The organism is Knoellia pratensis, assembly GCF_042666395.1.
Classification (GTDB): Bacteria; Actinomycetota; Actinomycetes; order Actinomycetales; family Dermatophilaceae; genus Knoellia; species Knoellia pratensis.
This window is the reverse complement of record NZ_JBHTDJ010000003.1, coordinates 834,086-854,235: the sequence shown is the minus strand read 5'-3', so window position 1 is coordinate 854,235 and position 20,150 is coordinate 834,086. Positions and strand designations below refer to the sequence as shown.

General features: G+C 70.0%; 15 protein-coding genes. 10 read left to right on the top strand and 5 right to left on the bottom strand.

Annotated elements, in window-relative coordinates:
• Positions 1-70: 70 nt before the first annotated feature.
• A complete protein-coding gene (locus tag ACFQRE_RS13945; protein ID WP_380123315.1) occupies positions 71-592 on the bottom strand; it encodes a MerR family transcriptional regulator in 522 nt (173 codons plus the stop codon).
• A gap of 492 nt (positions 593-1,084) precedes the next feature.
• Between ACFQRE_RS13945 and ACFQRE_RS13940 the strand changes: the two genes are divergently transcribed.
• Entirely contained in the window at positions 1,085-1,909 is an 825-nt protein-coding gene (locus ACFQRE_RS13940; protein WP_380124278.1) for a hypothetical protein, read from the top strand.
• 44 nt (positions 1,910-1,953) lie between these two features.
• On the opposite strand, the gene ACFQRE_RS13935 is transcribed toward ACFQRE_RS13940, so the two are convergent.
• The 3 genes from ACFQRE_RS13935 to ACFQRE_RS13925 all read right to left on the bottom strand — a co-directional run bounded on the left by ACFQRE_RS13935 (position 1,954) and on the right by ACFQRE_RS13925 (position 4,073).
• The gene (locus ACFQRE_RS13935) at positions 1,954-2,406 is read right to left on the bottom strand and encodes a hypothetical protein (RefSeq protein ID WP_380123313.1); all 453 of its coding nucleotides are present in this window, start codon (positions 2,404-2,406) and stop codon (positions 1,954-1,956) included.
• Complete coding sequence (locus ACFQRE_RS13930; RefSeq protein WP_380123311.1) at positions 2,403-3,677, bottom strand: endonuclease toxin domain-containing protein; 1,275 nt, start codon at positions 3,675-3,677, stop codon at positions 2,403-2,405. Before ACFQRE_RS13930 ends, ACFQRE_RS13935 begins: the two co-directional genes overlap by 4 nt.
• Positions 3,678-3,776: 99 nt before the next feature.
• Positions 3,777-4,073 carry a type VII secretion target gene (locus ACFQRE_RS13925; RefSeq protein WP_380123309.1) on the bottom strand — a complete coding sequence of 99 codons (297 nt, stop codon included), beginning with the start codon at positions 4,071-4,073 and terminating at the stop codon, positions 3,777-3,779.
• 370 nt (positions 4,074-4,443) lie between these two features.
• Between ACFQRE_RS13925 and ACFQRE_RS13920 the strand changes: the two genes are divergently transcribed.
• The 9 genes from ACFQRE_RS13920 to ACFQRE_RS13880 all read left to right on the top strand — a co-directional run bounded on the left by ACFQRE_RS13920 (position 4,444) and on the right by ACFQRE_RS13880 (position 18,357).
• Positions 4,444-4,722: a hypothetical protein gene (locus ACFQRE_RS13920; RefSeq protein ID WP_380123307.1), complete on the top strand. Its 279-nt coding sequence runs from the start codon at positions 4,444-4,446 to the stop codon at positions 4,720-4,722.
• Entirely contained in the window at positions 4,722-6,209 is a 1,488-nt protein-coding gene (locus ACFQRE_RS13915) for a hypothetical protein (RefSeq protein WP_380123304.1), read from the top strand. Before ACFQRE_RS13920 ends, ACFQRE_RS13915 begins: the two co-directional genes overlap by 1 nt.
• On the top strand, positions 6,206-6,670 hold the full coding sequence (locus ACFQRE_RS13910) for a hypothetical protein (protein ID WP_380123302.1): 465 nt from the start codon (positions 6,206-6,208) through the stop codon (positions 6,668-6,670). Before ACFQRE_RS13915 ends, ACFQRE_RS13910 begins: the two co-directional genes overlap by 4 nt.
• Positions 6,671-6,756: 86 nt before the next feature.
• Positions 6,757-7,026, top strand: coding sequence for a hypothetical protein (locus ACFQRE_RS13905; RefSeq protein WP_380123300.1), 270 nt, complete (start codon positions 6,757-6,759; stop codon positions 7,024-7,026).
• Positions 7,027-7,101: 75 nt separating this feature from the next.
• On the top strand, positions 7,102-11,535 hold the full coding sequence (locus ACFQRE_RS13900) for an FtsK/SpoIIIE domain-containing protein (protein WP_380123297.1): 4,434 nt from the start codon (positions 7,102-7,104) through the stop codon (positions 11,533-11,535).
• Position 11,536: 1 nt separating this feature from the next.
• Positions 11,537-14,056, top strand: a complete 2,520-nt coding sequence (locus ACFQRE_RS13895; protein WP_380123295.1) for a hypothetical protein — start codon at positions 11,537-11,539, stop codon at positions 14,054-14,056.
• Positions 14,053-15,042 (top strand): AAA family ATPase, encoded by a 990-nt coding sequence (locus ACFQRE_RS13890; protein WP_380123293.1) that lies wholly within the window; start codon positions 14,053-14,055, stop codon positions 15,040-15,042. The genes ACFQRE_RS13895 and ACFQRE_RS13890 overlap by 4 nt, the downstream gene beginning before the upstream one ends.
• Positions 15,043-15,079: 37 nt before the next feature.
• Positions 15,080-16,240, top strand: coding sequence for a DUF58 domain-containing protein (locus ACFQRE_RS13885; RefSeq protein ID WP_380123290.1), 1,161 nt, complete (start codon positions 15,080-15,082; stop codon positions 16,238-16,240).
• The gene (locus ACFQRE_RS13880; RefSeq protein WP_380123288.1) at positions 16,237-18,357 is read left to right on the top strand and encodes a transglutaminaseTgpA domain-containing protein; all 2,121 of its coding nucleotides are present in this window, start codon (positions 16,237-16,239) and stop codon (positions 18,355-18,357) included. The genes ACFQRE_RS13885 and ACFQRE_RS13880 overlap by 4 nt, the downstream gene beginning before the upstream one ends.
• A 14-nt stretch (positions 18,358-18,371) precedes the next feature.
• On the opposite strand, the gene ACFQRE_RS13875 is transcribed toward ACFQRE_RS13880, so the two are convergent.
• Complete coding sequence (locus tag ACFQRE_RS13875) at positions 18,372-20,096, bottom strand: serine/threonine-protein kinase (RefSeq protein ID WP_380123286.1); 1,725 nt, start codon at positions 20,094-20,096, stop codon at positions 18,372-18,374.
• Positions 20,097-20,150 lie beyond the last annotated feature (54 nt).

Here is a 20,150-nt window from a genome sequence, read left to right as displayed (position 1 = left end):
TCGAACCAATTCAAGCGGGGTGCTTGGGTAGCCTCATGTAATCGACACTTTGTGGCCGAGGAGGTAGCACTCAGCGGTGTGCATGGCCCGCATGCCTTGACTGGTCCCGCGTCCTCGCTCCGCATGCAGGGCAGGTCTCCAACTCCGCCGTGGCGAGCCACTCGTTGAAGTACTCGACGGGCCACAGCCGACGCCCACCCCGGCGCTCAGGTGCTGGCAGGAAACCGGTGTCCGACCAATGGCAAATGGTGGGCGACGGCACTCCCAACTCATCCGCCAGCTCGCTCAGGGTGAAGAACCCGTCGACGTGCAGCCGAGCCGGAAACGGGCCAGCGTGCCGCGTCGCCTCTCTCACCCGCTTGGTCGTCACGCCATTCTCACGGGCCACCCGCTCCGCGGAACGTCCAGCCTTGCGTTCGGCCACCCACTTCTCAATTGTCGCGGCGGATGGAGTGCCTGAACGCGGGAACGGTCCGTACGGTTTGGTTTGGCGCGATATCCACTGGTGGCAGTAGCCCTCGCGGCGAGCGATCTCGGCAGGGCCTACGCCAGCTCGCCTCTCACTTGCCCAGCGTTCGACCTGCGACTCCATGACCGCACGGTACCCAACGTTCCCAGGCAGCCGAGTGGCTGAGAACCACCTGTTTGGTACGGGTTGCGTTCCGCCTGCGACAGGGAGGTTAGACCCCCAGGACGCGTCGCATCGAGGAAGGTCGTGGCATGCCGTGTCACCGTCCCCGGTCGGACGAGGTCGTCGTGACTGTCGGCCATGACGACGGGCGCAACGGCATATTAGAACCACGTGCTTCCCCCAATGTTTTGGTTCTTGGACCTGCCCCACAGGGGTTGCAAGGGGGATCGGCCACCAGCGGATGAGGGCGAGCACTACTCGGCTTCAGGGTTCACACGGGGGAAGGCCCGCCCACGCGAGAGCAGCGCAACGTCCTTCCGTGTCGCCTTGCGTTGCCGGCGTTGGAGGACGGCCTGCTGCAGCAGATCTGAGGCGTACGCCACGCCTGGGACTCAATCGCCCCGTTGCTCTGCCGTTGCCGCAATGCTCTGACAGGATCAGCGCGTGCTCAGAATGATGGTGCGGGGTGGGGGCGTTCAACCGACGGTGCTCGGTTCGGGCGAGACTCTTTTGGTCGGGCGCGCGCCGAGCGCCGAGCTCGCCAACGCCGATGCGGAGGCCCAACTTCGCACCACGGCCCTGGACCTGCCCGACGTCGCACCACACGTATCGCGCGTCGTGGCCGAGGTCGTTGTCGGTGAAGAAGTCGTCCGCCTGCGCTGGCACGGCTCAACCGAGGCGCAGCTGTCCAGCCTCTTCGATGCTCCCGGAGGGGCCCGACGAGTGGCCCTGGGCACAGGGATGTCCGCCCTGCTCGACGAAGGCGAGAACCAGCTGCTCGTGCTGCGCGGACTCGCGGACCCCGCGGGTGGCTTCAGCGACTTGACCCTCGAGATCGACATCGCGCAGGTGGGTGACGAGGAGCAGCCTCCTCCCCCGGCGCGAGTGCACGATCCGGACTCGACAGCGACGGCACCGGCACCGCGGCTCGAACGGTGGACCAAGGAGTGGTTCGTCGCCCTCGCCCTCACGGAGCCGTGGCTCACCGGACTCGATGACTACCCCCGGCCACCGTCCAACCGCGAGATCTACGAACGGGTCCGCGAGTGGCACGGCTACGCGTGGAACCTCGAACGCCCCCAGCGCGTCGACGAGTCCATTCGCTCGGTTGCCGCGCTCGCCTTCGGCGCCGGAGACAACCCGTTCACCATCTCCGCCGGACGGGTTCAGAACGTCCGGTATGCCGTCGGCTTGCGTGCCGCTGAGACCCGTCTCGTCACTGCCGCGGACCTTGCCGAGGTCCACGCCAAGGCTTCAGCACGGTCCATCAAGAAATAGCGAATTGTCCAGTGCAGCAGCACTTTTCGGTGGAGACCACTAACTTAGGCCTCCGTCCGGCAGTAGCCTCTCGCCTCGAGCACTGCCTCACCAATGGTCACGGCATCACTTGAGGCATCGAGGAGAGTCTTCCAGTTGTCCTTCGTGGCGCCGAAAGAGAAACGTTCGGTCGTGGCTGCCTGAATCTTCAGGCGGTCACCGCGCCGCAGCACGCTCACCGCGTGCGCACCAGCTTGGAGCATTTCGTCGAAGCCGCCAAGGCCAAGGGCCGACGCAACAGGGGACCCAACACCTTCCCTTACCGATTCCGGTGCGGCGTAATCCTGGTCGGAGCTAGCAAGCCCATCGAGCACTGCTTGCCCGACGGTCTCGGCGTCCGCGGTCTCCTCCAAAGTGACCACCCATCCATTGGCCACGCCCAGGGCACCGTCATATGAATACGACTCGACCCCGATCTGGCCGCCAACGAACACAACATCCACTCCCTGAACGATCACAGCTCGGTCACCTTTACGCTCACGGGGGCTTCATCCGGGTGGAGACGTGAGTACTCACGCGCTCGTTCGATCGTCGCATCAATGACAGCCTGATGCTCCGGGGTGGCAGAACCCTTGGGGATGATGACCTCCAAGTTTCGGGCCTCGAGCAAGTCTGCGTTGACCATGACGCCTTGCCTCCTTGCAGTCGCGAACTCGGTGACCGAGTCCAGATACCGATTCAACGTGCGCTCTACCGCCGCTGGCGAGTTTGCATACGTCGGAGCCGAGAGATCCATGGACTTCACGGACGTGGCCACCGCACCGTCAACTCGATCAAACGTCCGAAAGGCGTAGGGCAGGTTCCCCGCACGGAGGGCCTCGACAATGTATCCGCGATCAAAGGGGCGGATCCGCCACATCTCATCGACGCTGTTCACGGAATGCTTGGCAATCAACTGTTCGGCTCGCAAGACTCCCGCCTCTGCCGCTCGCTTCATCGTCAAGCCAGCCTTGCCCTGGGGTCCCGCAGCGTTCGCCAGGATCTCCCGACCCAGGAGCGCACCAGCCCCCACCGAAACTGAAGACGGATCCATGCCGTTCTGCCAGGCCCACGTGTTGGTGGCGGACTTCCACGCCTCGTGCGTCACTGGACTGTTCGGCGGCCCCGACATCAACACGTCACTTGCGCCGATGAGCAGTCCGGCGCCGAACTCACGCTGAAGGGAAGGGTCCCTGTTCAACATCGCCAACGTGAACCAGGTGTTCGAGTCACTCAGAGTGTCCCAGTTCGCCCCAACCACGGCCGCGAAGGGCGAGGACCATGAAGCCATACGGAGCCCCGCCTTCCAAGCCGACTCACTCGGCGGGGAGGCCTCGTTCAACGCCCGCGAAGCAGCCTCTCCTGCGGACTTCACCTCTGCTCTGGCCGTCTCAAGGACCATCGCGGCCCGCTCCATCTCAGATCCCCCGGCGCCTGTGTCCGGCTCGACGTAGACACGGACTCCCTCTGCCCGCATCTTTGCGCGTTGCCGTTGGACGGTTTCGATTGCGGCGGCGCGCTTCTCCAGCCCCGTGTCATAAAGGGTCCGGGCGTACTCGGCGGACTCCCGTGCTCCGACCAAGGCCGTGCGATAGCTGTCCAGAGCAACCGCGGCCGCACTGAAGGCTTCGTCTGCGGCTTGCCATCTCCCTGCTTGCTTGAGTCGCGCGCTGCCATGCGTCGAACGCTGAGCCTGTCCACAACGGCTCGACCTTGGCGAGCCCGTGGTCAATGACCCGGCAGGCGGCACCCCACGTGTCCATCACCTCGGCCGCGGAAAAAAGCGTGCCCACATCACCTGGAATCAACTGCGATGGGGACATGCCAGCGGCGAGATCTGAATGTGCACTCATCGACGTACCCCGTCGAGACTTTGGGATGCGTCATCATCTGTGTCGGCGTAGGTGCGGGCGCAAAGTCGGAGGCCGTCGGCCATCTCGGCGTTCTCCTCGGCCAACCCCTCCATCTCTGCGCTCCACGTCTCCCCGAAGGCTCCGAGAGCCCGGTCCAGACTCGAGGACCCTGTGGTTTGAAGTTCCCCCAGTTCCGAGAGTGTTTCCGCCTTCGCGGCGGCTTCCAGCGCATCGATGGCTGCTGCGGACTGCTGAATCGTCTCCACGTCGACAGTGAAATCGAGCTGTCCCATGATTCCCCCTTAACTCGGCTCACGACCATACGACGATCTGCCGACAGTGCAGCCAACGGGAGGTAAGAGGTTGGTCAGGATCGGTTTACGTAGCCTTTACCCTCTGCTGGACAGCGGCCCCCCAGCCCAAGGCTCCCGGGGTCGCCAAGAGCCGCTTGGTCACTGCTGCGGACCTTGCCGAGGTCCACGCCAAGGCAACCACACGGCATACGCAGAAGTAGCGAATTGGGCTGTGCCGCAAGGCAATTGAGCGATTCTGCGAGATTTCTTGTTGAACTAGGTGGAAGTTTCCACCCCTTCGGCCGCAGACACCGACACCTTTCGCTGCCTACCTTCTCCATCAACACCACTTGGGGTGAAGGAGAGGGCAATGAACTACGACCGCAGCAGGTTCTACGGGATGGACCCGGACGAGGCCGAGCAGGGTTCGCGTCGGATGAACGAGGGCGCCGAGCAGGTGCGCGGCATCGTCGGCCAGGTGTCGGCACTGCTCGACTCCGTCGTCTGGGAGGGCGCTGACTCCCACCGCTTCATGGGCGACTGGAACGGCAGCCTGCGACCCGAGCTCAACCGGGCCATGGACAACCTCCAGGGCAACGCCGACGAGCTCGGCCGCCGCGCCCAGATGCAGCGCCAGGCGAGTTCCTGATGTCCGGCTTCCAGGGCGCGGACGTCGACGGGCTCGACTCCACCGCCAGCCGGATGCTCCAGGCCGCGCAGGCCTGCACCACCATCGCCACGGCACTCGCGGCTCTCGCGACCGCGCTCGAGGCAATGTCCTGGACCGGCTTCGCCGCAGCGTTCGCGGCCTACCTTCGCGGGGTCGTCATCCCCTGGGTGAAGGCGACCGGACAGGCGCTCCAGGCCTTCGGCAAATTGCTCGAGCTCACAAGCAGCGACCAGAAGACCGCGAGCGGCGACACCCCCGTCATCACCACCGGCAACGGCGGCTACACCTCCCCGCAGATGCCCCGCGTCTCGTGCGGCGACGGCCCCGAGGTCGCGAGCATCGTCATCAACATCAACGGCGGTCAGATGGGTCAGGGCTCCGGCGTTCAGGTCGACCGGCCGGCACTCCCGGGCTCAATCCCGGGTTCGACCGTGAACCCCGGTGGCGGCTCGTCGGGCGGCGGGGCGGGTGCACCTTTGCCCAGCGCCCCCTCGCCCACCCCGATCCCGACCGGCTCCGGCTCATCAGGGAGCGGGTCTGGGTCGGTCGTGGGGCCGGGCACCATCGGTGGCTCCGCCATCCCGAGCGGTGGCGTCGGCGCCACCACCGCAGGGGCAGGCCCAGTGTCCGGCGGCGTCGGCGGCGTCGGCGGCGGAGGTTCGACCGAAGGCGGCGGTGCCAGCGGAGGCTGGAGCGGCAACCTCGGGGTCTCGAGCCGACCAGATGGCGGTATCGACGTCGCGGGCAGCTTCCGCGGAACCATCGGCGGCGACCCCACATCGACCAGCACGCCTGTCGTCCCTGGTCAGGGGCACAGCTCGATCGACAGCGGCGTCACCACGGGCAAGGCCCCCGGCGGCGCGCCGGGCGGGCTCAACGCTGGCCTGCTCGCGGCACCGCTCGGCCTGGCCGGTCTCGGCGCTGCCCTCCTCGGTGCCAAGGGTGCGGGGGCGAGCGGAGCCACGGACTCGACCGGTGGCACCACGACCCCGGGCACGGGTGGCTCCACGACACCTCCGGGGACGACGCCCGGGTCCGGTGCCACCCCTGGCCCCGCAACCGGAAGCGGCAGTCTCGACGACGAGTCAGGATGGCGCGTTCTCGCCACGACCGGTGCCGACGGACAGCTCGGCCTCTCGCTCATCGCGGACACCGACCAGGTGCCGTCAGCGCTCGACCTCGCAGGCTCTGCCAGTCAGGGTCCCAGGATCATCGGCTGGCTCGACGGGGACGGCGACTACGGCTTCGTGGCCGATGACCTCGTCTTCACGACGCCCGCAGGTGAAGTCACCATCGACCACCTCACCCTCGAGGGGAGCCTGGCTGATGACCCGGCCACGGCAACTGCGGTCCGTGGTTGGTGGGCCACCGCTCTCGCAGAGGGCAGCGCCAGCACGACACCCGCGCCGACACCCGCCCCTGCACTCGCCCCCGTTCTTGCCACCACTGCCAAGGAGTCACGATGACCGTCACCGCCACCTACCCGAGCATGCTCCTGCCGGCTCCCCCGCCCTTCACCATCGACGTCCCCGAGGGCTTCATCGCCCACGCGGCACCCCAGGCGCTGGCCATGCTGCGCCGGGCCGATGCCCAGGACGCGTCCACGCACCACGTCACGGTGAGCTCGGACCTCGTCCAGGCGGGTTCCGCTCCCCGCGACCTGCTCGACACGTTGCTCGGTCGCCACGATGACGCCACCACGGTCGAGGAACCGCACGTTGCGGACGGCATCGCCAGCGGTGTCATCGCGAGAACCGTTGCAGGACAGCCGGTTCAGCAGAGCGTGAGCGTTCACGTCATGCCCACCCGGTATGCCGGTGACGTCACCACCGCGCTCACCGTCGTGGCCACGTGGCCGCAGGACGACACCGAAGCGGGCGTCGGCGTCCGCGCCATCCAGGACTCGTTCAGCGTCACCGGCGTCTGAACGCGCACCACCCAGCAGCACCACCCAGCACCACCGGTTTCGGCAACACCAACTCATCGCACCACCCACACGAAAGAGAGAACACCATGTCCGCAAACATCCAGGGAATGGACACCGAGGCCGCTTTCAACCTCGTGCGCCTCATGACGAACGACGCCGAGCAGATCGACACGCTCTCGCGCGGCCTCACCAGCACCCTGCACTCGACCACCTGGTACGGCAACGACGCCAACACCTTCCGCGGCGACTGGGACGGCCAGTACGTGCCGACCCTGCAGCAGATCACCAACGCCCTGCGTGAGAACGCCACGACTCTCCAGCGTCAGGCCGAGGACCAGGTCGCAGCCTCCAGCTGACCCACCCAACCGAGCCTTGTGTGCCTGAGCGGGCCCGTACCGGGACCGCTCAGGCACACAAGGCGAGGACCAAAGATGAGAACGGAGTTCCTCATGTGGCGACTGAGCATCGTGCCCGCACCGGAGAGCGGCTACGCCCCGTGCGACGTGGTCATCCACGCCGGCCCCGAGGCCACGGTTGCCGACCTGGCCCGCGCCCTAGGCCGCCACCTCGGCCACGACCGGCTCAGCACACCACTTCTCGCGCCGACCACCGACGACCGCCCCTGGCCCGCGAGTGCCGCTCTCACGTCGTGCGGTCTGCGCCACGGGGCCGTCGTCCCTGTCGCCACGGTCGGCAGGGACTGGCTCGACCGACCGTCCCTCCGCCGGACCCCCACCGCCACCGCCCGGGTCGTTGCCGGGCCCGACGCCGGGCTCGAGGTCGCCGTCGAGGGACAGTCCTTCACCATCGGCCGGGCCGCATCGAGCACCGTCCGGCTGACCGACCCCCTCGTCTCGCGCGAGCACGCGCGAATCGTCCTCGACCCCATGCCCGTCGTCACCGACGAAGGGTCGGCCCACGGGACCTCCGTCGGTGAGCGGCCAGTGCGGCGCGCCGAGACCGCCCAGTGGGGCGAGGCGATCACGGTGGGGGACACCACGATCGTCCTCGACCGCGGCGAAGGAACACGCGCCGCCGAGGTCTCGGTCGTCCGCCCGCCCCGACTCGGTGAGCACGTCGAGGAGGCGGAGGTCGACCTTCCTGCGCCGCCGCAGACTCCCCGCCCCCGGCAGATGCCCTGGACCATGATCCTCATGCCGGTGGTTCTCGGCGCCGCGATGTTCGCGGCCACCAGGAGCCGCTTCGCCCTGATGTACATCGCGGTGTGGCCGGTGATGATGCTCTCCACCCACTTCATGCAGAGCCGCCAGCAGAAGAAGGAGCACGCAGCCGAGGTCGCTGCCTGGCGCGAGGAAGTCGCGGACGTCATGACCGGCATCGACGAGTCCGCCGCCAGCCAGCGCCAGCAGCTCTCCCTCGACGAGCCCCGCCCCGACGAGCTGCGTGGCCTGGTCGTGGCCGGCGACCCGCGCCTGTGGCAGCGCCAACGCCGCCACGACGACCACCTGTCCATCGCCACCGGCCTCGGCCCGGTTCCGGCCCTGCGTCGGGCCAAGCCCACCACCACCGGAGACCGCGTCCTTCGCCAGGAGGTCAACACCGCCGCCGCAGAGCGTGGCCTCCTCCTCGACCTCCCCGTCCGCATTCCGCTGGCCGAGCATGCGTGCGTCGCCGTCGTCGCCGCCGATCCCCAGGTGCGTCACGCCGCCCTGCGTGCCCTGCTCACTCGCCTCGCGGTCACGCACTCCCCCGCCGACGTCGCCATCGCGGCCGTCCTCGCCCCTGCCAACCGCCACGTGGAGACCTGGCTGCGGTGGCTGCCCCACACGGGTCGGCGCGTCGACGGCCTTCCCCCTGTCGCCATCGGCGCCGGCGAAGGCGTCACCCTGCTCCAGCAGGCCGTGGTGGACACGTCGTTCGCCGGCGACCTGGTGATCGTCATCGACGAGGAGTCCGGCGTCCCCGTGCGCACCGTGGAGTCCCTCGTCGCCCAAGTGCAGGCGAGCGCCGACGACGGAACGGGCGCAACGGCATACGGGAAATCTCCCCGACCACGCATCCACGTCCTCTGGATCGGAAGCAGCGCACGCCAGGCGCCCCCGTCGAGCGGGATCGTCGTGACTCTCGACGACGACGCGTCAGTCTCCGTGAGCGACCGGGGAGGCATCACGCCCCTCACCGCCATCGACGGACTCGACCTCGCCACGACGTGGCACATCGCCCGCAGCCTCAACGCCTGCAGGGACGACGCCGCCCTCGTGCCACCGGAATTCGCCATCCCCGAGCTCGTGCGACTCACCGACCTCGGGGGCGACCTGCGCGATCCCGGCGACGTCGAGGGTGTCCTCGCACGCTGGGTCGCCGGCCGCGGCCTGCGTGCGCAGCTGGGCGCCGGCGCCGACGGTGTCGTGACGATCGACCTGCGCGAGGACGGGCCGCACGGGCTCGTGGCCGGCACCACGGGCTCGGGCAAGAGTGAGCTGCTCCAGAGCCTCATCTGCTCGCTCGCGATCAACAACCCACCGAGCCGAATCACCTTCCTGCTCGTGGACTACAAGGGCGGCGCGGCCTTTCGCGAATGCGCCGACCTGCCGCACAGCGTCGGCTACATCACCGACCTCACGCCGGCCCTCGTCCAGCGCGCCCTCGTGTCGCTGCACGCCGAACTCACCACTCGCGAGCACCTGCTCGAGCAATACGGCGCCAAGGACCTCGTCGCCCTCGAGCGCAGCCACCCCGAGGTCGCGCCACCGGCCATGCTGATCTGCATCGACGAGTTCGCCGCCCTCACCACCGAGGTGCCGGAGTTCGTCGACGGCATGGTGAGCATCGCCCAACGCGGCCGCTCGCTCGGGATGCACATGATCCTCGCGACCCAGCGCCCCGCCGGCGTCGTCACTCCCCAGATCAAGGCCAACACCGACCTGCGCATCGCCCTGCGCATCGCGTCCGACGATGACTCGCACGACGTCATCGACGCCCCGGACGCCGCACGCCTGTCCCGGCGCACCCCCGGACGCGCGTGGGTGAAGCGCACCGGTCACGGCACGACCGAGCTGGTGCAGGTGGCCTTCGCCGGCGCCCGCGAACGTCTGCGCGCGGCCGAGGACCCCGTGCAGGTCGAGGCCTTCACCGCCACCGCGAGCGCCACCGAGGCGCCCCTCAGCACCGTGAGCGAGCCGACCGACCTCCACCCCCGCTCGGACCTGGACCGTCTCGTCACGACGATCGGCGACGCGTTCGCCCGCAGCGGCGTGCCCGCGCCCCGCAAGCCGTGGCTGCCGGCGCTCACCGCAGATGTGCAGCTCGATGCGACCGCCGGCGTGAGCCTCACGACCGTCGACGGCATCGTCGGGGTCGAGCCCCATGACGGATCCGTCGTCGTCGGTCTGGTCGACCGGCCCTCGGACCAGACCCAGCTCCCGCTCGTCGTCGACTACGCGAAGGACGGCCACCTGCTGATCTTCGGATCGTCGGGATCGGGCAAGACGGAGGCCCTGCGCACCATCGCCGTGAGCGCCACCGCCGGCACACCGACGGACTCGGCACCGCCCTACGTCTATGCGCTCGACTCCGGCGGCGGTGGGCTCTCCGTCCTCACGGGCCTACCGAGCGTCGGTTCGGTCGTCCAGGAGCAGAACCTCGACCGGTGCCTGCGGATGATCCGGATGGTCCACCGCACCGTGGCTGATCGCAACGCCACTCTCGCAGCGCACGGGGCCGCCGACATCGCGGGTCTCGCCGCGATGGGCGTCACCCTCCCCCGAGTGCACCTGCTCATCGACAACCTGCCCGCCCTCGTCGACGCCATCGAACGTGGCGGGGCCGCGCGGCGCGGTCACGTGGACCAGCTCGTGCAGGTGCTGCAGGAAGGACGTCGTTGTGGCGTGCACGTGTCCGCGACGACACCTCAGCGAGTCGGACTGCCGGCGGCGATGATGGCCTGCTTCGCGCAGCGACTGGTGCTGCGGATGACGGTCGACGACGACTACACGATGCTGGGCGCACCGGTCGGTGTCGTGGACCGCGACAGCGATCCCGGCCGCGGACTGCACGGCGGGCACGAGGTCCAGCTCGCCAGCCTGGGCGGCGCGGGCACGCCCGTTCAGGGCGAACGTCTCGCCCTCGTCGCTGCCGCGATCCAGAGCCGGTATGCCGCCCGCCCGGCTGTCGAGGTGGCCGCCATGCCGACTCGGTTGCCCGTGGACGTGCTCCCGCAGGCGCAGGGCTCGCGCGTCTGCCTGGCCGTGGACGCGGACGTCGTGGGTGGTGTGTGGCTCGACCTGCGAGACGGGCCGCTCACGGTCTTCGGGCGCAGTCGGAGCGGGAGGACGAGCTTCCTGCACGCGGTGGCGGCACTGGCCAGGGCATCGGACCAGCCTCCCGCACGGGTGGTGCTCATCGGCCCGCGCGCCGGCGAATGGGCTGGTGACGAGGCCTTTGACCACGTGGCCAGCGAGCCGGACGACGTCGCACAAGCCCTCGAAGAGCTCGCCATCGAGACGAACGGACCCGGCGAGTGGACGCTCCTCCTGGTCGACGACGCCCACGAGTGGGAGCGTGGCGCCGAGCATGGAGGAAATTTCCGGGACCTCTGCGAGCGGATCACCACTAGCATCGCCAGTGCACAGGATCGCTCCATCGCCGTGGTCCTCGCCGGTGATCCCGACGAGGCGCGACAGCGTCAGCACCTTGCGGGACCGGTCAAGGCCGCCCGCATGGGCCGACGGGTGATGTTGCTGGCCCCCGACCTCTCGGACGGGACGCTGGCGGGCGCGATGGTGCCGGGGACCTCGCTCGAACCAACCTCCGGTATCGGGCGCGGCGTCCTGTGCACAGCAGGAACGGTTCAGGTGGTCCAGGTGGCCACCGCGCCCGAGTCAGATGCATTGATGGGGAGCTGAAATGGCACGCACACGCTGGCAGGGTCTGACCAGGGCCTGGAGTGGCACTCTCGGACGCGCCTGGGAGAAGGGCGCGGTTGAGGTCGGTGCGGTCGCCGTTGCGGCGTCCCTGCTCGTCGGTGCCGTGGCCGGTCAGGGTCTGGCGACCGTGGCCCTCGACGTCGCCGACGGGGTCACCTGGCTCCCGGACGACTCCAGCGGCCAGATCGTGGAGATCAACCCGAGCACCGGGCAACCCCAGACACGACTTCAGCTGGCCGGGACCGGCAGCTCCCTGCAGATCAGCCAGCGCGATGGTCGCCTGCTCGTGATGGACGGCAAGACGGGGCAGATCAGCTCGGTCAACCTCGCGACGCTGCTCGCCAGCGGACGCCGGGCAGGCGCCCCCGGTGGCAACTCGAAGCTGCTCGTCGGCTCCGGTCGCGTCTACCTCGTCGACCTCAGGACCGGATCCCTGCGCCGCGTCGACCCGATCACCCTCACCGACCTGGGCAACGAGCTCAAGCTCGGCCCCCTCGCCGACGCCGTCGTCGACGGCCGCGGCACCGTGTGGTTGGCCCAGGCCGACGGCGAGGTCGTCTCCGTTCGTTGGTCCGATGACGCCGACCGGTTCGTGGGCGAGGAGCACCAAGCCGTCGCCGGAAGCGGGCCGAACGCACGACTCGTGGCACACCCCGCAGGTGTGACCGTCTTCGGCTCCGACGGTGGGGTCGTGGTGCAGGTCGGGACGGACAAGGACGTCGCCGTGCCCCTGCCCGCCCTTCAGGGTGAGGTCCAGGCTGCGGCCGAGTCTCCTCGGGACCTCGTGGCGGCGGCCCTTCCCGACACCGGCGGCGTCGTCCTGCTCAGCCAGGGCAAGCTGCTCGACCTCGCCGTGGGCGCCCTCGGCTGCTCGGCGCCCCAGCGCCCCATCGTCTTCGGCGGCCGGGTCTATGTGCCCTGCGCCAACGCCGGTCGGGTCCTCGTGCTCGGCCCCGACGGCCGGAGAGCGGCACCCGACATCCTGACCGAGGACCGCCGCACACCGACCTTGGTGCTCGATGACGGACGGCTCGTCGTCTCCTCTCCGGGAGCGGCCACGGGCGTCGTCGTCGACAACCAGGGCAACACCCGGACAGTGAAGCTCAAGGACGAGAGCGTTCCGGTCCGTCGCGTCGACACACCCCCGCCGCCGCCGGTCGTTCCCGCTGTGCCCCCGGTCCTGCGACCGGATCCGCCGGCTCCCACCCGGACCGAACAGCCTCGACCGCCCACCGGTCCGGGCAACACCCCCTCAACCTCACCCTCCGGCAGAACTCCGAATGGTTCCCCACCCGGCAACGGCAACGGGAATGGACAGGGCAACGGCAACGGGCCCGGCAGTTCGTCGCCGCCCGGCAACGGCAGCGCGCCCACCCCCGTCACCTCGGTCGTGGCCTCGGCCCGCGCCGACGGAGTCGTCGTCGTGTCGTGGTCGCCGACGACGGGCTCGGACCGCGTCGACAGCTACACGATCCAGCCCGCAGGCGGCGGACTCGGTACGGCTGCCCCCGCCGGAGCCACAAGCGTGCAGGTGTCCGGTCTCACCGCAGGCACGACCGTGTCCTTCGTCGTCGTCTCCACCGCCAAGGGCCGTTCCGCCACGTCCCGGGTGAGCAACAGCGTCACCGTGGCAGGTGGGGGTCCCACGACACCCACCCCGACGACAGCCACACCACCGCCCACGACCCCGCCACCGCCGCCCCCCACGCCGACACCGACCACCCCTCGGCCGACCACGACGACACCACCGCCCACGACCCCGCCACCGCCGCCACCCACGACCCCGCCACCGCCGCCACCCACGACCCCGCCGCCGCCACCTCCGCCGGACACGAGCGAGGTTCCGGCCTCTGGCGGGGCGGTGATCACCTCGATCTACCAGGACGGATACGCGCTCGGTGACAACGTCTACGCCACCCTCGGCGGTGCGTGGGCCTCGCACAAGGGATCGTGTGTCGTCATCAAGCAGCTCAACTCCCTCGCCCCCACGACGGCGACCCTTCCCGGTTGTGGCTCCCAGACGGTGACCGTCGGTCGCGTGGCTCGCGTGGGCAAGACCCTCAAGGTGACCATCCGGGCCACGAGCGAGGACGGCAGCCGCACGTCGGACTCGGCGCAGGAGGCCTACTACATCGAGCCCGACAGCACGAACTGCCTGTCGGCCCCAGCGGCCTTCTCGGGCACCTCCAATGACGAGTACCTCCAGGTGTTCGCCCCCGCCCTGCCTCCGTGTGGCTGCCCCCCCGAGCCCGGGACCCAGTGCCCCGTGAGCCCCGTGTCCACGGTCCCCGAAGACCCGGCCAACGCACCCGCCGACGGTCGCTACACCTGGGCCGGGCTCCTCTTCGGCGGAGCCGCCCTGCTGCGGACGTTGCGCCTTCGCGGACGCAAGAACGACGGTGACAACGAAGGCGACACGGACCCGGCAACGGGCCACGCGGCATACCCCTCATCCACGTCGGACCCAGCCCGACGGCCAGGCGAAGGAACGCACCGATGACCACCACCACCGGCAGCTCGCCGATGACCGAGGCGCAGGTCGCCGCCTTCCGCCAGCTCCACTCCCAGGTCGTGGATGCGGTCGAGTCCGCGGTGCACGGCAAGCGCGGCGTGGTCGAGCTCGTCGTGATGACGATGTTCGCAGGCGGCCACGTGCTGCTCGAGGACGTCCCGGGGACGGGCAAGACGACACTGGCCCGCGCCGTCGCCGGCGCCCTCGGTGGCAAGTCCAGTCGGGTGCAGTTCACCCCCGACCTGCTCCCGAGCGATGTCACCGGCACGACCATCTATGACCCGCGCACGGGTGAGGTGAGCTTCCGCGAGGGACCCGTCTTCAGCCACGTCGTGCTGGCGGACGAGATCAACCGCGCGGCGGCAAAGACCCAGTCGGCGCTCCTCGAGGTCATGGAGGAGCAGACGGTCACCGTCGACGGAGTGCCCCACCCCGTGCCGAACCCGTTCCTCGTCGTCGCCACCCAGAACCCGGTCGACCTCGACGGCACCTATCGCCTGCCCGAGGCCCAGCTCGACCGCTTCATGATCCGCACGAGCATCGGCTACCCGGACAGCGAGTTCGAGATCGGCGTCCTGCGGCCGGGCACGACGGCGGGCAATGTCGGCGCCGTGCAGACGGTGACCGATCCCGAGACGGTCGCCGAACACACCGCCGCGCTGGCCCGGCTGCACGTGGCCGACGAGATCCTGCACTACGTGCGGGCGCTCGGTGCGGCCACTCGCAGCGACACCCGGCTGCGCATGGGGGCAAGCACCCGAGGGCTGCGTTCGCTCGTGCGCGCGGCGCAGGTGCATGCCGCCGCGCAGGGTCGCCACTTCGTCGTCCCGAGTGACGTCCAGCGCCTCGCCGGCCCGGTGCTGTCCCACCGCGTCATCGTCCAACGCGATGTCGCCGTGGGTGGAGTCAACGGCGCACGGGTGATCGCCGAAATCGTCGACGCCACTGCCGTCCCCCGCCCGAGTGCTGGGTGACCTGACCGTGCCCGCCTCTGCGCGCGAGGCGACCCTCGTGCGCCCGACCAGCCGCGGCGTCGTCGCTGCGGTCACGGGTGTCGTGCTGCTGGCGGCGGGCCTCTGGGCCGGCTACCCGACCGTGCGCGGACTTGGTGCCGGCTTCCTCGTGCTGGTGCTCGTCAGCCTGGCCTCTGTCCTGCTCCCCCTCCCCCTGTCCGTCGACCGTGTCGTGTCACCCTCTCGCGTGGCCCGGGGTGACGCCTGTGAGGGCGAGCTCACCGTGCACAACGGCTCGGCCCGCTTCGGCACCAGCCTCGACGCCACGGACTGGGTCACCGGTGGCGACACCTCGGTCGAGGTGCCGGTCGACGTCCCCTGGCTCCCTGCCGGCGAGTCGCGCACCGTGACCTTCCCCCTCCCCACTGCTCGCGTGGGAAGACTCACCATCGGCCCAATGTCCCTGCGGCGCAATGGATTTGGCGGGCTGTGGCTGCGCGCTGGGCAGGTCGGCGACACCCGCGACCTCCTCGTCACCCCGCGCCTCCTGCCGTGTCACGGCGTGCCCACCGGTGTGACGCGCGGACATGTCGGCGCCGACGAGCGGGTCGAGCGTGGCGGCACCGACCTGACCGGTCTGCGCGAATACGTCCCCGGTGACGACCTGCGCCGACTCCATTGGGCGACCACGGCTCGCACCGGCACGCTGATGATCCGCGAGGACAGCGACCCGTCACGCGCCCACCTCACCGTGCTCGTCGACGACACCCCCGCGGCCCTGGCCACCGACGGTGATCTCGACGAGATGGCGGACGTCGCGGCCAGCATCCTGCGTGCAGCCGTCGCCGCAGGGCACCCCTGTCGCCTCACTTCTGCCCGCGGCAGCATCGACATCGAGCTGGCCGCCGGTATCGGCGTGGCCGTCAACCCCTCCGCCGTCCTCGAGCCAGCACTCGTCGCCCTGTGCGACCTCGCGTCACCTTCCCCGTCGGCACCGGGGTCGCCGCCTGCCCTGCACGACACCGACGTGCTGGCCGTGGTCGGCAGCCGACACAGCGACCGGTCCCGTCTCGCCACCCTCGCCGGGGCGCTGCGTCCCACGCTGCTGCTCGTGGATCCGACTGCGGCACAGGGCATTTCGTGGTCTGCGGGTGCCCCGACCCTCAGCGGTGCGCGCGCGATCGACGTGCTCGCTGCGTGGGACGCGGTGACGTCATGACCCGGGCCATCGTCGTGCGCGTGGTCTGGGCCGGTGCCCTCGTCACTCTTGCCGCCACTGCCTTTTCTCCTGCGTATGCCGGTCGCACCCTTGCGCTCCCAGCCATCGTCCCGCTGTCCTTGGGTGCCGTCCTGCTCGCGGTGATCCTGGCACTGGTGACGGCTCGGCTGAGTCTCCCCCGGTGGACCGTCGCCCTTGCCGTGACGGTCCTGACCTCGGTCGCGCTCTCGCTCGTCATCCCCAACGTTCTCGACGCGATCCCGCGCCTGCTGACCGCCCCGCGACCGGCTCCGACGAGCCCCGATAACGTGGCACCCGTTGTGGCAGTGGTCTTCGTCGCCGCCGTCGTGGCCTGCCTCGCCGAAGTGCGACCCCGTGCGACAGCGGCGGCCGTGGCTCCTGCCGCGGCCGGCCTGATCTATCTGCTGGGGGCCCTACTCGCAGCTGGGAAGACCGACTCCCGGGGCCTCGTGGCCCTCACCCTCGTCCTGCTGACCGCAGTGGGGTGGATCCTCCTGCCGCGCGATGCCCCCGCGCCCACGACCGCCAGCGACTCCCCCTCCTCGCGCCGTCCGCTGCGCGCGACCGTCACGGCCCTGATCGCCTCCGCCGCGACTGCGCTGCTCGTGGCACCTCTTGCCGGGCTGGGATCCGTGCGGCCGGACGCCTTCGACCCTCGTTCCCTCGTCACCACGCCCCGTCAGGACACGCAGGTGCTCAGCCCGCTGCCGATGCTCGGAGTGTGGGCCGACCAGACCGACCTTCCCCTCATCGAGGTGACCGGACGGCCCCCGGCCCGCCTCACGCTTGCCGTCCTGCCCGACTTCGAGGGAGCCTCCTGGTCCAACAACGGGCGCTTCACCGTGCCCGGTGCGGCACCTGTGGCCGACCTCCCGACGGGCGCGACCACGCTGTCCTATGACCTGCGGGTCCGCGTCCTCGGCCTGGGCGGTGGATGGGTGCCCTCGGCGGGCATCCCCACCGCGATCGACCTCGACGAGGTGCGGGTCGACGCCGACTCCGGTGCCGTCGTCGCGCTCGAAGGTCTGCGCGAGGACCGGCGCTACCGCCTCACGGGGCAGGTCGCCGCTGCCGATGACGCCGTGCTCGCCGGCGCGGCCGTGCCCGCTGCCGACGTGGCGAGTCGCTATCTGCGCACCCCACAGATCCCTGCTGCGTTCGCCACCTATGCACGCAGCGGCGTGGCCAGGGCCACGACCCGGCTCGAACAGGCCGTCGCCCTCGAAGAGCTGGTGCGGTCCGGCCGCCGGTTCAGTCCCAAGGCTCCCAGTGGGTCGTCCTACGCCCACCTCGAGCAGTTCCTCTTCCCTGCCTCCGGATCATCGGTGGGTACCAGCGAGCAGTTCGCCGCCTCCTACGTCCTGCTGGCGCGGTCGGTCGGTCTCCCCTCCCGCCTCGTGGTCGGTCTCCAGCTGCCCGAAGGTGCGACGACGCCCGTGACTCTCACCGGAGGCACCGTCCAGGCCTGGCCAGAGATCTACTTCTCCGACGTCGGCTGGGTGCCCTTCGACCCGACCCCGACACAGGAGGGCAGCGCACGAAGCGCCCCCCGCCAGCAGCTGCTCGACCGCCTCGGCGAGACGGCCGATGCCGATGACAACGGCGATGACACGGCCACCCCCAACCCGCAGCGAGGACCAGAGAGTCGTCTGAGCAGCCTGTCCGCGCAGGACCGAACCCTCTTGCTCGGCGCTGCCGTGGTCCTGATCGCGCTCCTGCTCGTCCTCGCCCTCGCGGTCGCCCGGCAGCGTCGGCGGCTGCGGCTGCGTCGTCTCGGCGCCCTCGGTGCCTGGCAGCAACAGATCGACGCCCTGGTCCTGGCAGGCACTCCGCCCACTCCGCCCGAGTCCGCGACGGTGATCGCTGGGCGCGTGGCCGGGGAACATCCCAGCGTGGCCGAATCGGCAGGCGCACTGCTCGTGCGAGCCGAGCACGCGGCATACGCGCCGCAGGATTCGACGGCCTGGACGGGTGACGACTCATGGGAGCAGGCCGTGGCGATCACCACCGCGATCCGGCGAGCCGCTCCGTGGTGGCGCCGAGCCATCTGGTGGTGCGATCCGCGGGTCTTCCGTCGCGGACGTCCACGCGGCTGACGGGCACGCAACGGTCAGTCGCGCTGGCGGCACACCTTGCGGCTGGCCCCGGAGTCCTGCACGCCCGACTGCACCACGATCGCCGCGACCTGGAAGCAGACTTCGCGAGCCGTCGGATCGATGCCCTCCACCGTGGTGCTCGTGGTGCCCGCAGTGACCTGCTGGACAGCCTTGTTTGCATCCGTCGTGGCGTCGACGATGACGAACGTCGCGGCGCCCTTGGTCGGGTCGGTCCAGCGCAGCAGCACCGAGGACCCTCGATCCTCGAGCTGCACATCGCCGGGCGCCAGCTTGGGGTTGCCGATGTCGTAGGGCTTGGTCGTGACGCTTGCGCCGGTGGGCGTGCCGGATGCCGTCGGAACCGGCGCTGCCTTCGTGGGTGTCGCCGCGTTGCCGACGGGATCCTTGGAGGAGGAGGACCCGGCCACCTTGACGAGGACACCGACGGTCAGGCCGACGAGCACGGCCACCGCGATGACCGCCACGAGTCGGCGCAGCGTCCGCGCGCGCGGCTCGTCCTGGTCGGCGCTCGTCCGGTCGTCACCGGCGTCGGCCCGGGGGGCGAGCCCCGTGGGTTCGGCGTCGGCCTGGCTCGCCAGAGGTGACGGGGCTGGCTCGAAGTGCGCGACCGCGGAGGTGGAAGGAGCCGCTGCGGCGACAACGGTCTCTGGGATCTGCGCAGGAGTCGGGGGCGTGGCCTCGGGCACGGAAGGCACCGAGGACTCGGGCACACTCGGCTGCCCGATCGGCTTCGCGGAAGCGGGCTTCGTGGGTGTCGGCGCGGCCGGCGGGGTGGCCGGCGGGGCGGCGGCGGGCACCGATGAGGACACAGGGGCGCCGCCGGGCTGCCACACCCATTGCTCGCCGGCCAGCGCCGCCACCTCATGGCGCAGGTGTGCCATGGAGGGACGTTGCGCCGGTTCTGGTGCAAGACAGGCGTCCACGAGGGCGGACAGTCGAGCCGGCACGTCGTCGCGGCGCAGGGGTCGGCGTTCCCCACGACGCACCCGCCCCAAGTAGGCGAGCGCGGTGTCGTCGGCAGGGTCCTGCGCGGCGAAGGGAGCCCGCCCGTCGAGCAGCGTGAACAGGGTCGACCCGAGCGACCAGATGTCATCGGCCTGCGTGGGTGGCACACCGTCGAGCACCTGCGGCGAGGCGTGACGGTACGAGAACCGCTCGAGCGACGCGGTGTGCCCCGCGTCGGCCATGCGGGCGATGCCGAAGTCGGCGAGGACGTAGGACGTGGGCAGGACCAGGACGTTCTGGGGCTTGACGTCGCGGTGGAGGATCCCCTGGCTGTGCGCGAAGTCCAGGGCGTCGGCCACGGCAGCGGCGGCCTTGATGACATCGGTGACGGGCAGCGGGCCGGTCGCTGCGAGTCGATCGTGCAGCGACCCGAGCTCGTGGTACTCCATGACGATGGCGGCGCGTCCGTCAGACGTCGTGCCGGTGTCGATCACCGTGACGATGTGCGGGTGCTGACGGCCCAGGCCAAGGGTGATCTCCAGCTCGCGGGTGAAACGTGCACCGCCGGACGTCTCGGCGATGTCGACCGTCTTGACCGCGACGAGCCGGTCGAGGGCGTTCTGGCGGGCCCGGTAGACGACGCTGTCGCCACCTCGGGCAATCTCCGCGAAGTCGCTGTAGCCGGGCAGCCCCATCCCCGGGTCACCCACCGACGGCGTGGGTGGTGCCCACGCGCTGTCTGGCACGTTCGCGCCAGCAACCCCCTCAGTCATGACGACATCATGCACCGGAACGTGGCCACGACAGCCCACCCACGGCATACCGCC

Excerpts from the sequence above, each read along its gene's own strand:
- ACFQRE_RS13875 (WP_380123286.1), bottom strand. The coding sequence starts at position 20,096 with ATGACTGAGGGGGTTGCTGGCGCGAACGTGCCAGACAGCGCGTGGGCA.
- ACFQRE_RS13920 (WP_380123307.1), top strand. The coding sequence starts at position 4,444 with ATGAACTACGACCGCAGCAGGTTCTACGGGATGGACCCGGACGAGGCC.
- ACFQRE_RS13945 (WP_380123315.1), bottom strand. The coding sequence starts at position 592 with ATGGAGTCGCAGGTCGAACGCTGGGCAAGTGAGAGGCGAGCTGGCGTA.
- ACFQRE_RS13880 (WP_380123288.1), top strand. The coding sequence starts at position 16,237 with ATGACCCGGGCCATCGTCGTGCGCGTGGTCTGGGCCGGTGCCCTCGTC.
- ACFQRE_RS13910 (WP_380123302.1), top strand. The coding sequence starts at position 6,206 with ATGACCGTCACCGCCACCTACCCGAGCATGCTCCTGCCGGCTCCCCCG.
- ACFQRE_RS13915 (WP_380123304.1), top strand. The coding sequence starts at position 4,722 with ATGTCCGGCTTCCAGGGCGCGGACGTCGACGGGCTCGACTCCACCGCC.
- ACFQRE_RS13905 (WP_380123300.1), top strand. The coding sequence starts at position 6,757 with ATGTCCGCAAACATCCAGGGAATGGACACCGAGGCCGCTTTCAACCTC.
- ACFQRE_RS13940 (WP_380124278.1), top strand. The coding sequence starts at position 1,085 with ATGATGGTGCGGGGTGGGGGCGTTCAACCGACGGTGCTCGGTTCGGGC.
- ACFQRE_RS13900 (WP_380123297.1), top strand. The coding sequence starts at position 7,102 with ATGAGAACGGAGTTCCTCATGTGGCGACTGAGCATCGTGCCCGCACCG.
- ACFQRE_RS13895 (WP_380123295.1), top strand. The coding sequence starts at position 11,537 with ATGGCACGCACACGCTGGCAGGGTCTGACCAGGGCCTGGAGTGGCACT.
- ACFQRE_RS13890 (WP_380123293.1), top strand. The coding sequence starts at position 14,053 with ATGACCACCACCACCGGCAGCTCGCCGATGACCGAGGCGCAGGTCGCC.
- ACFQRE_RS13925 (WP_380123309.1), bottom strand. The coding sequence starts at position 4,073 with ATGGGACAGCTCGATTTCACTGTCGACGTGGAGACGATTCAGCAGTCC.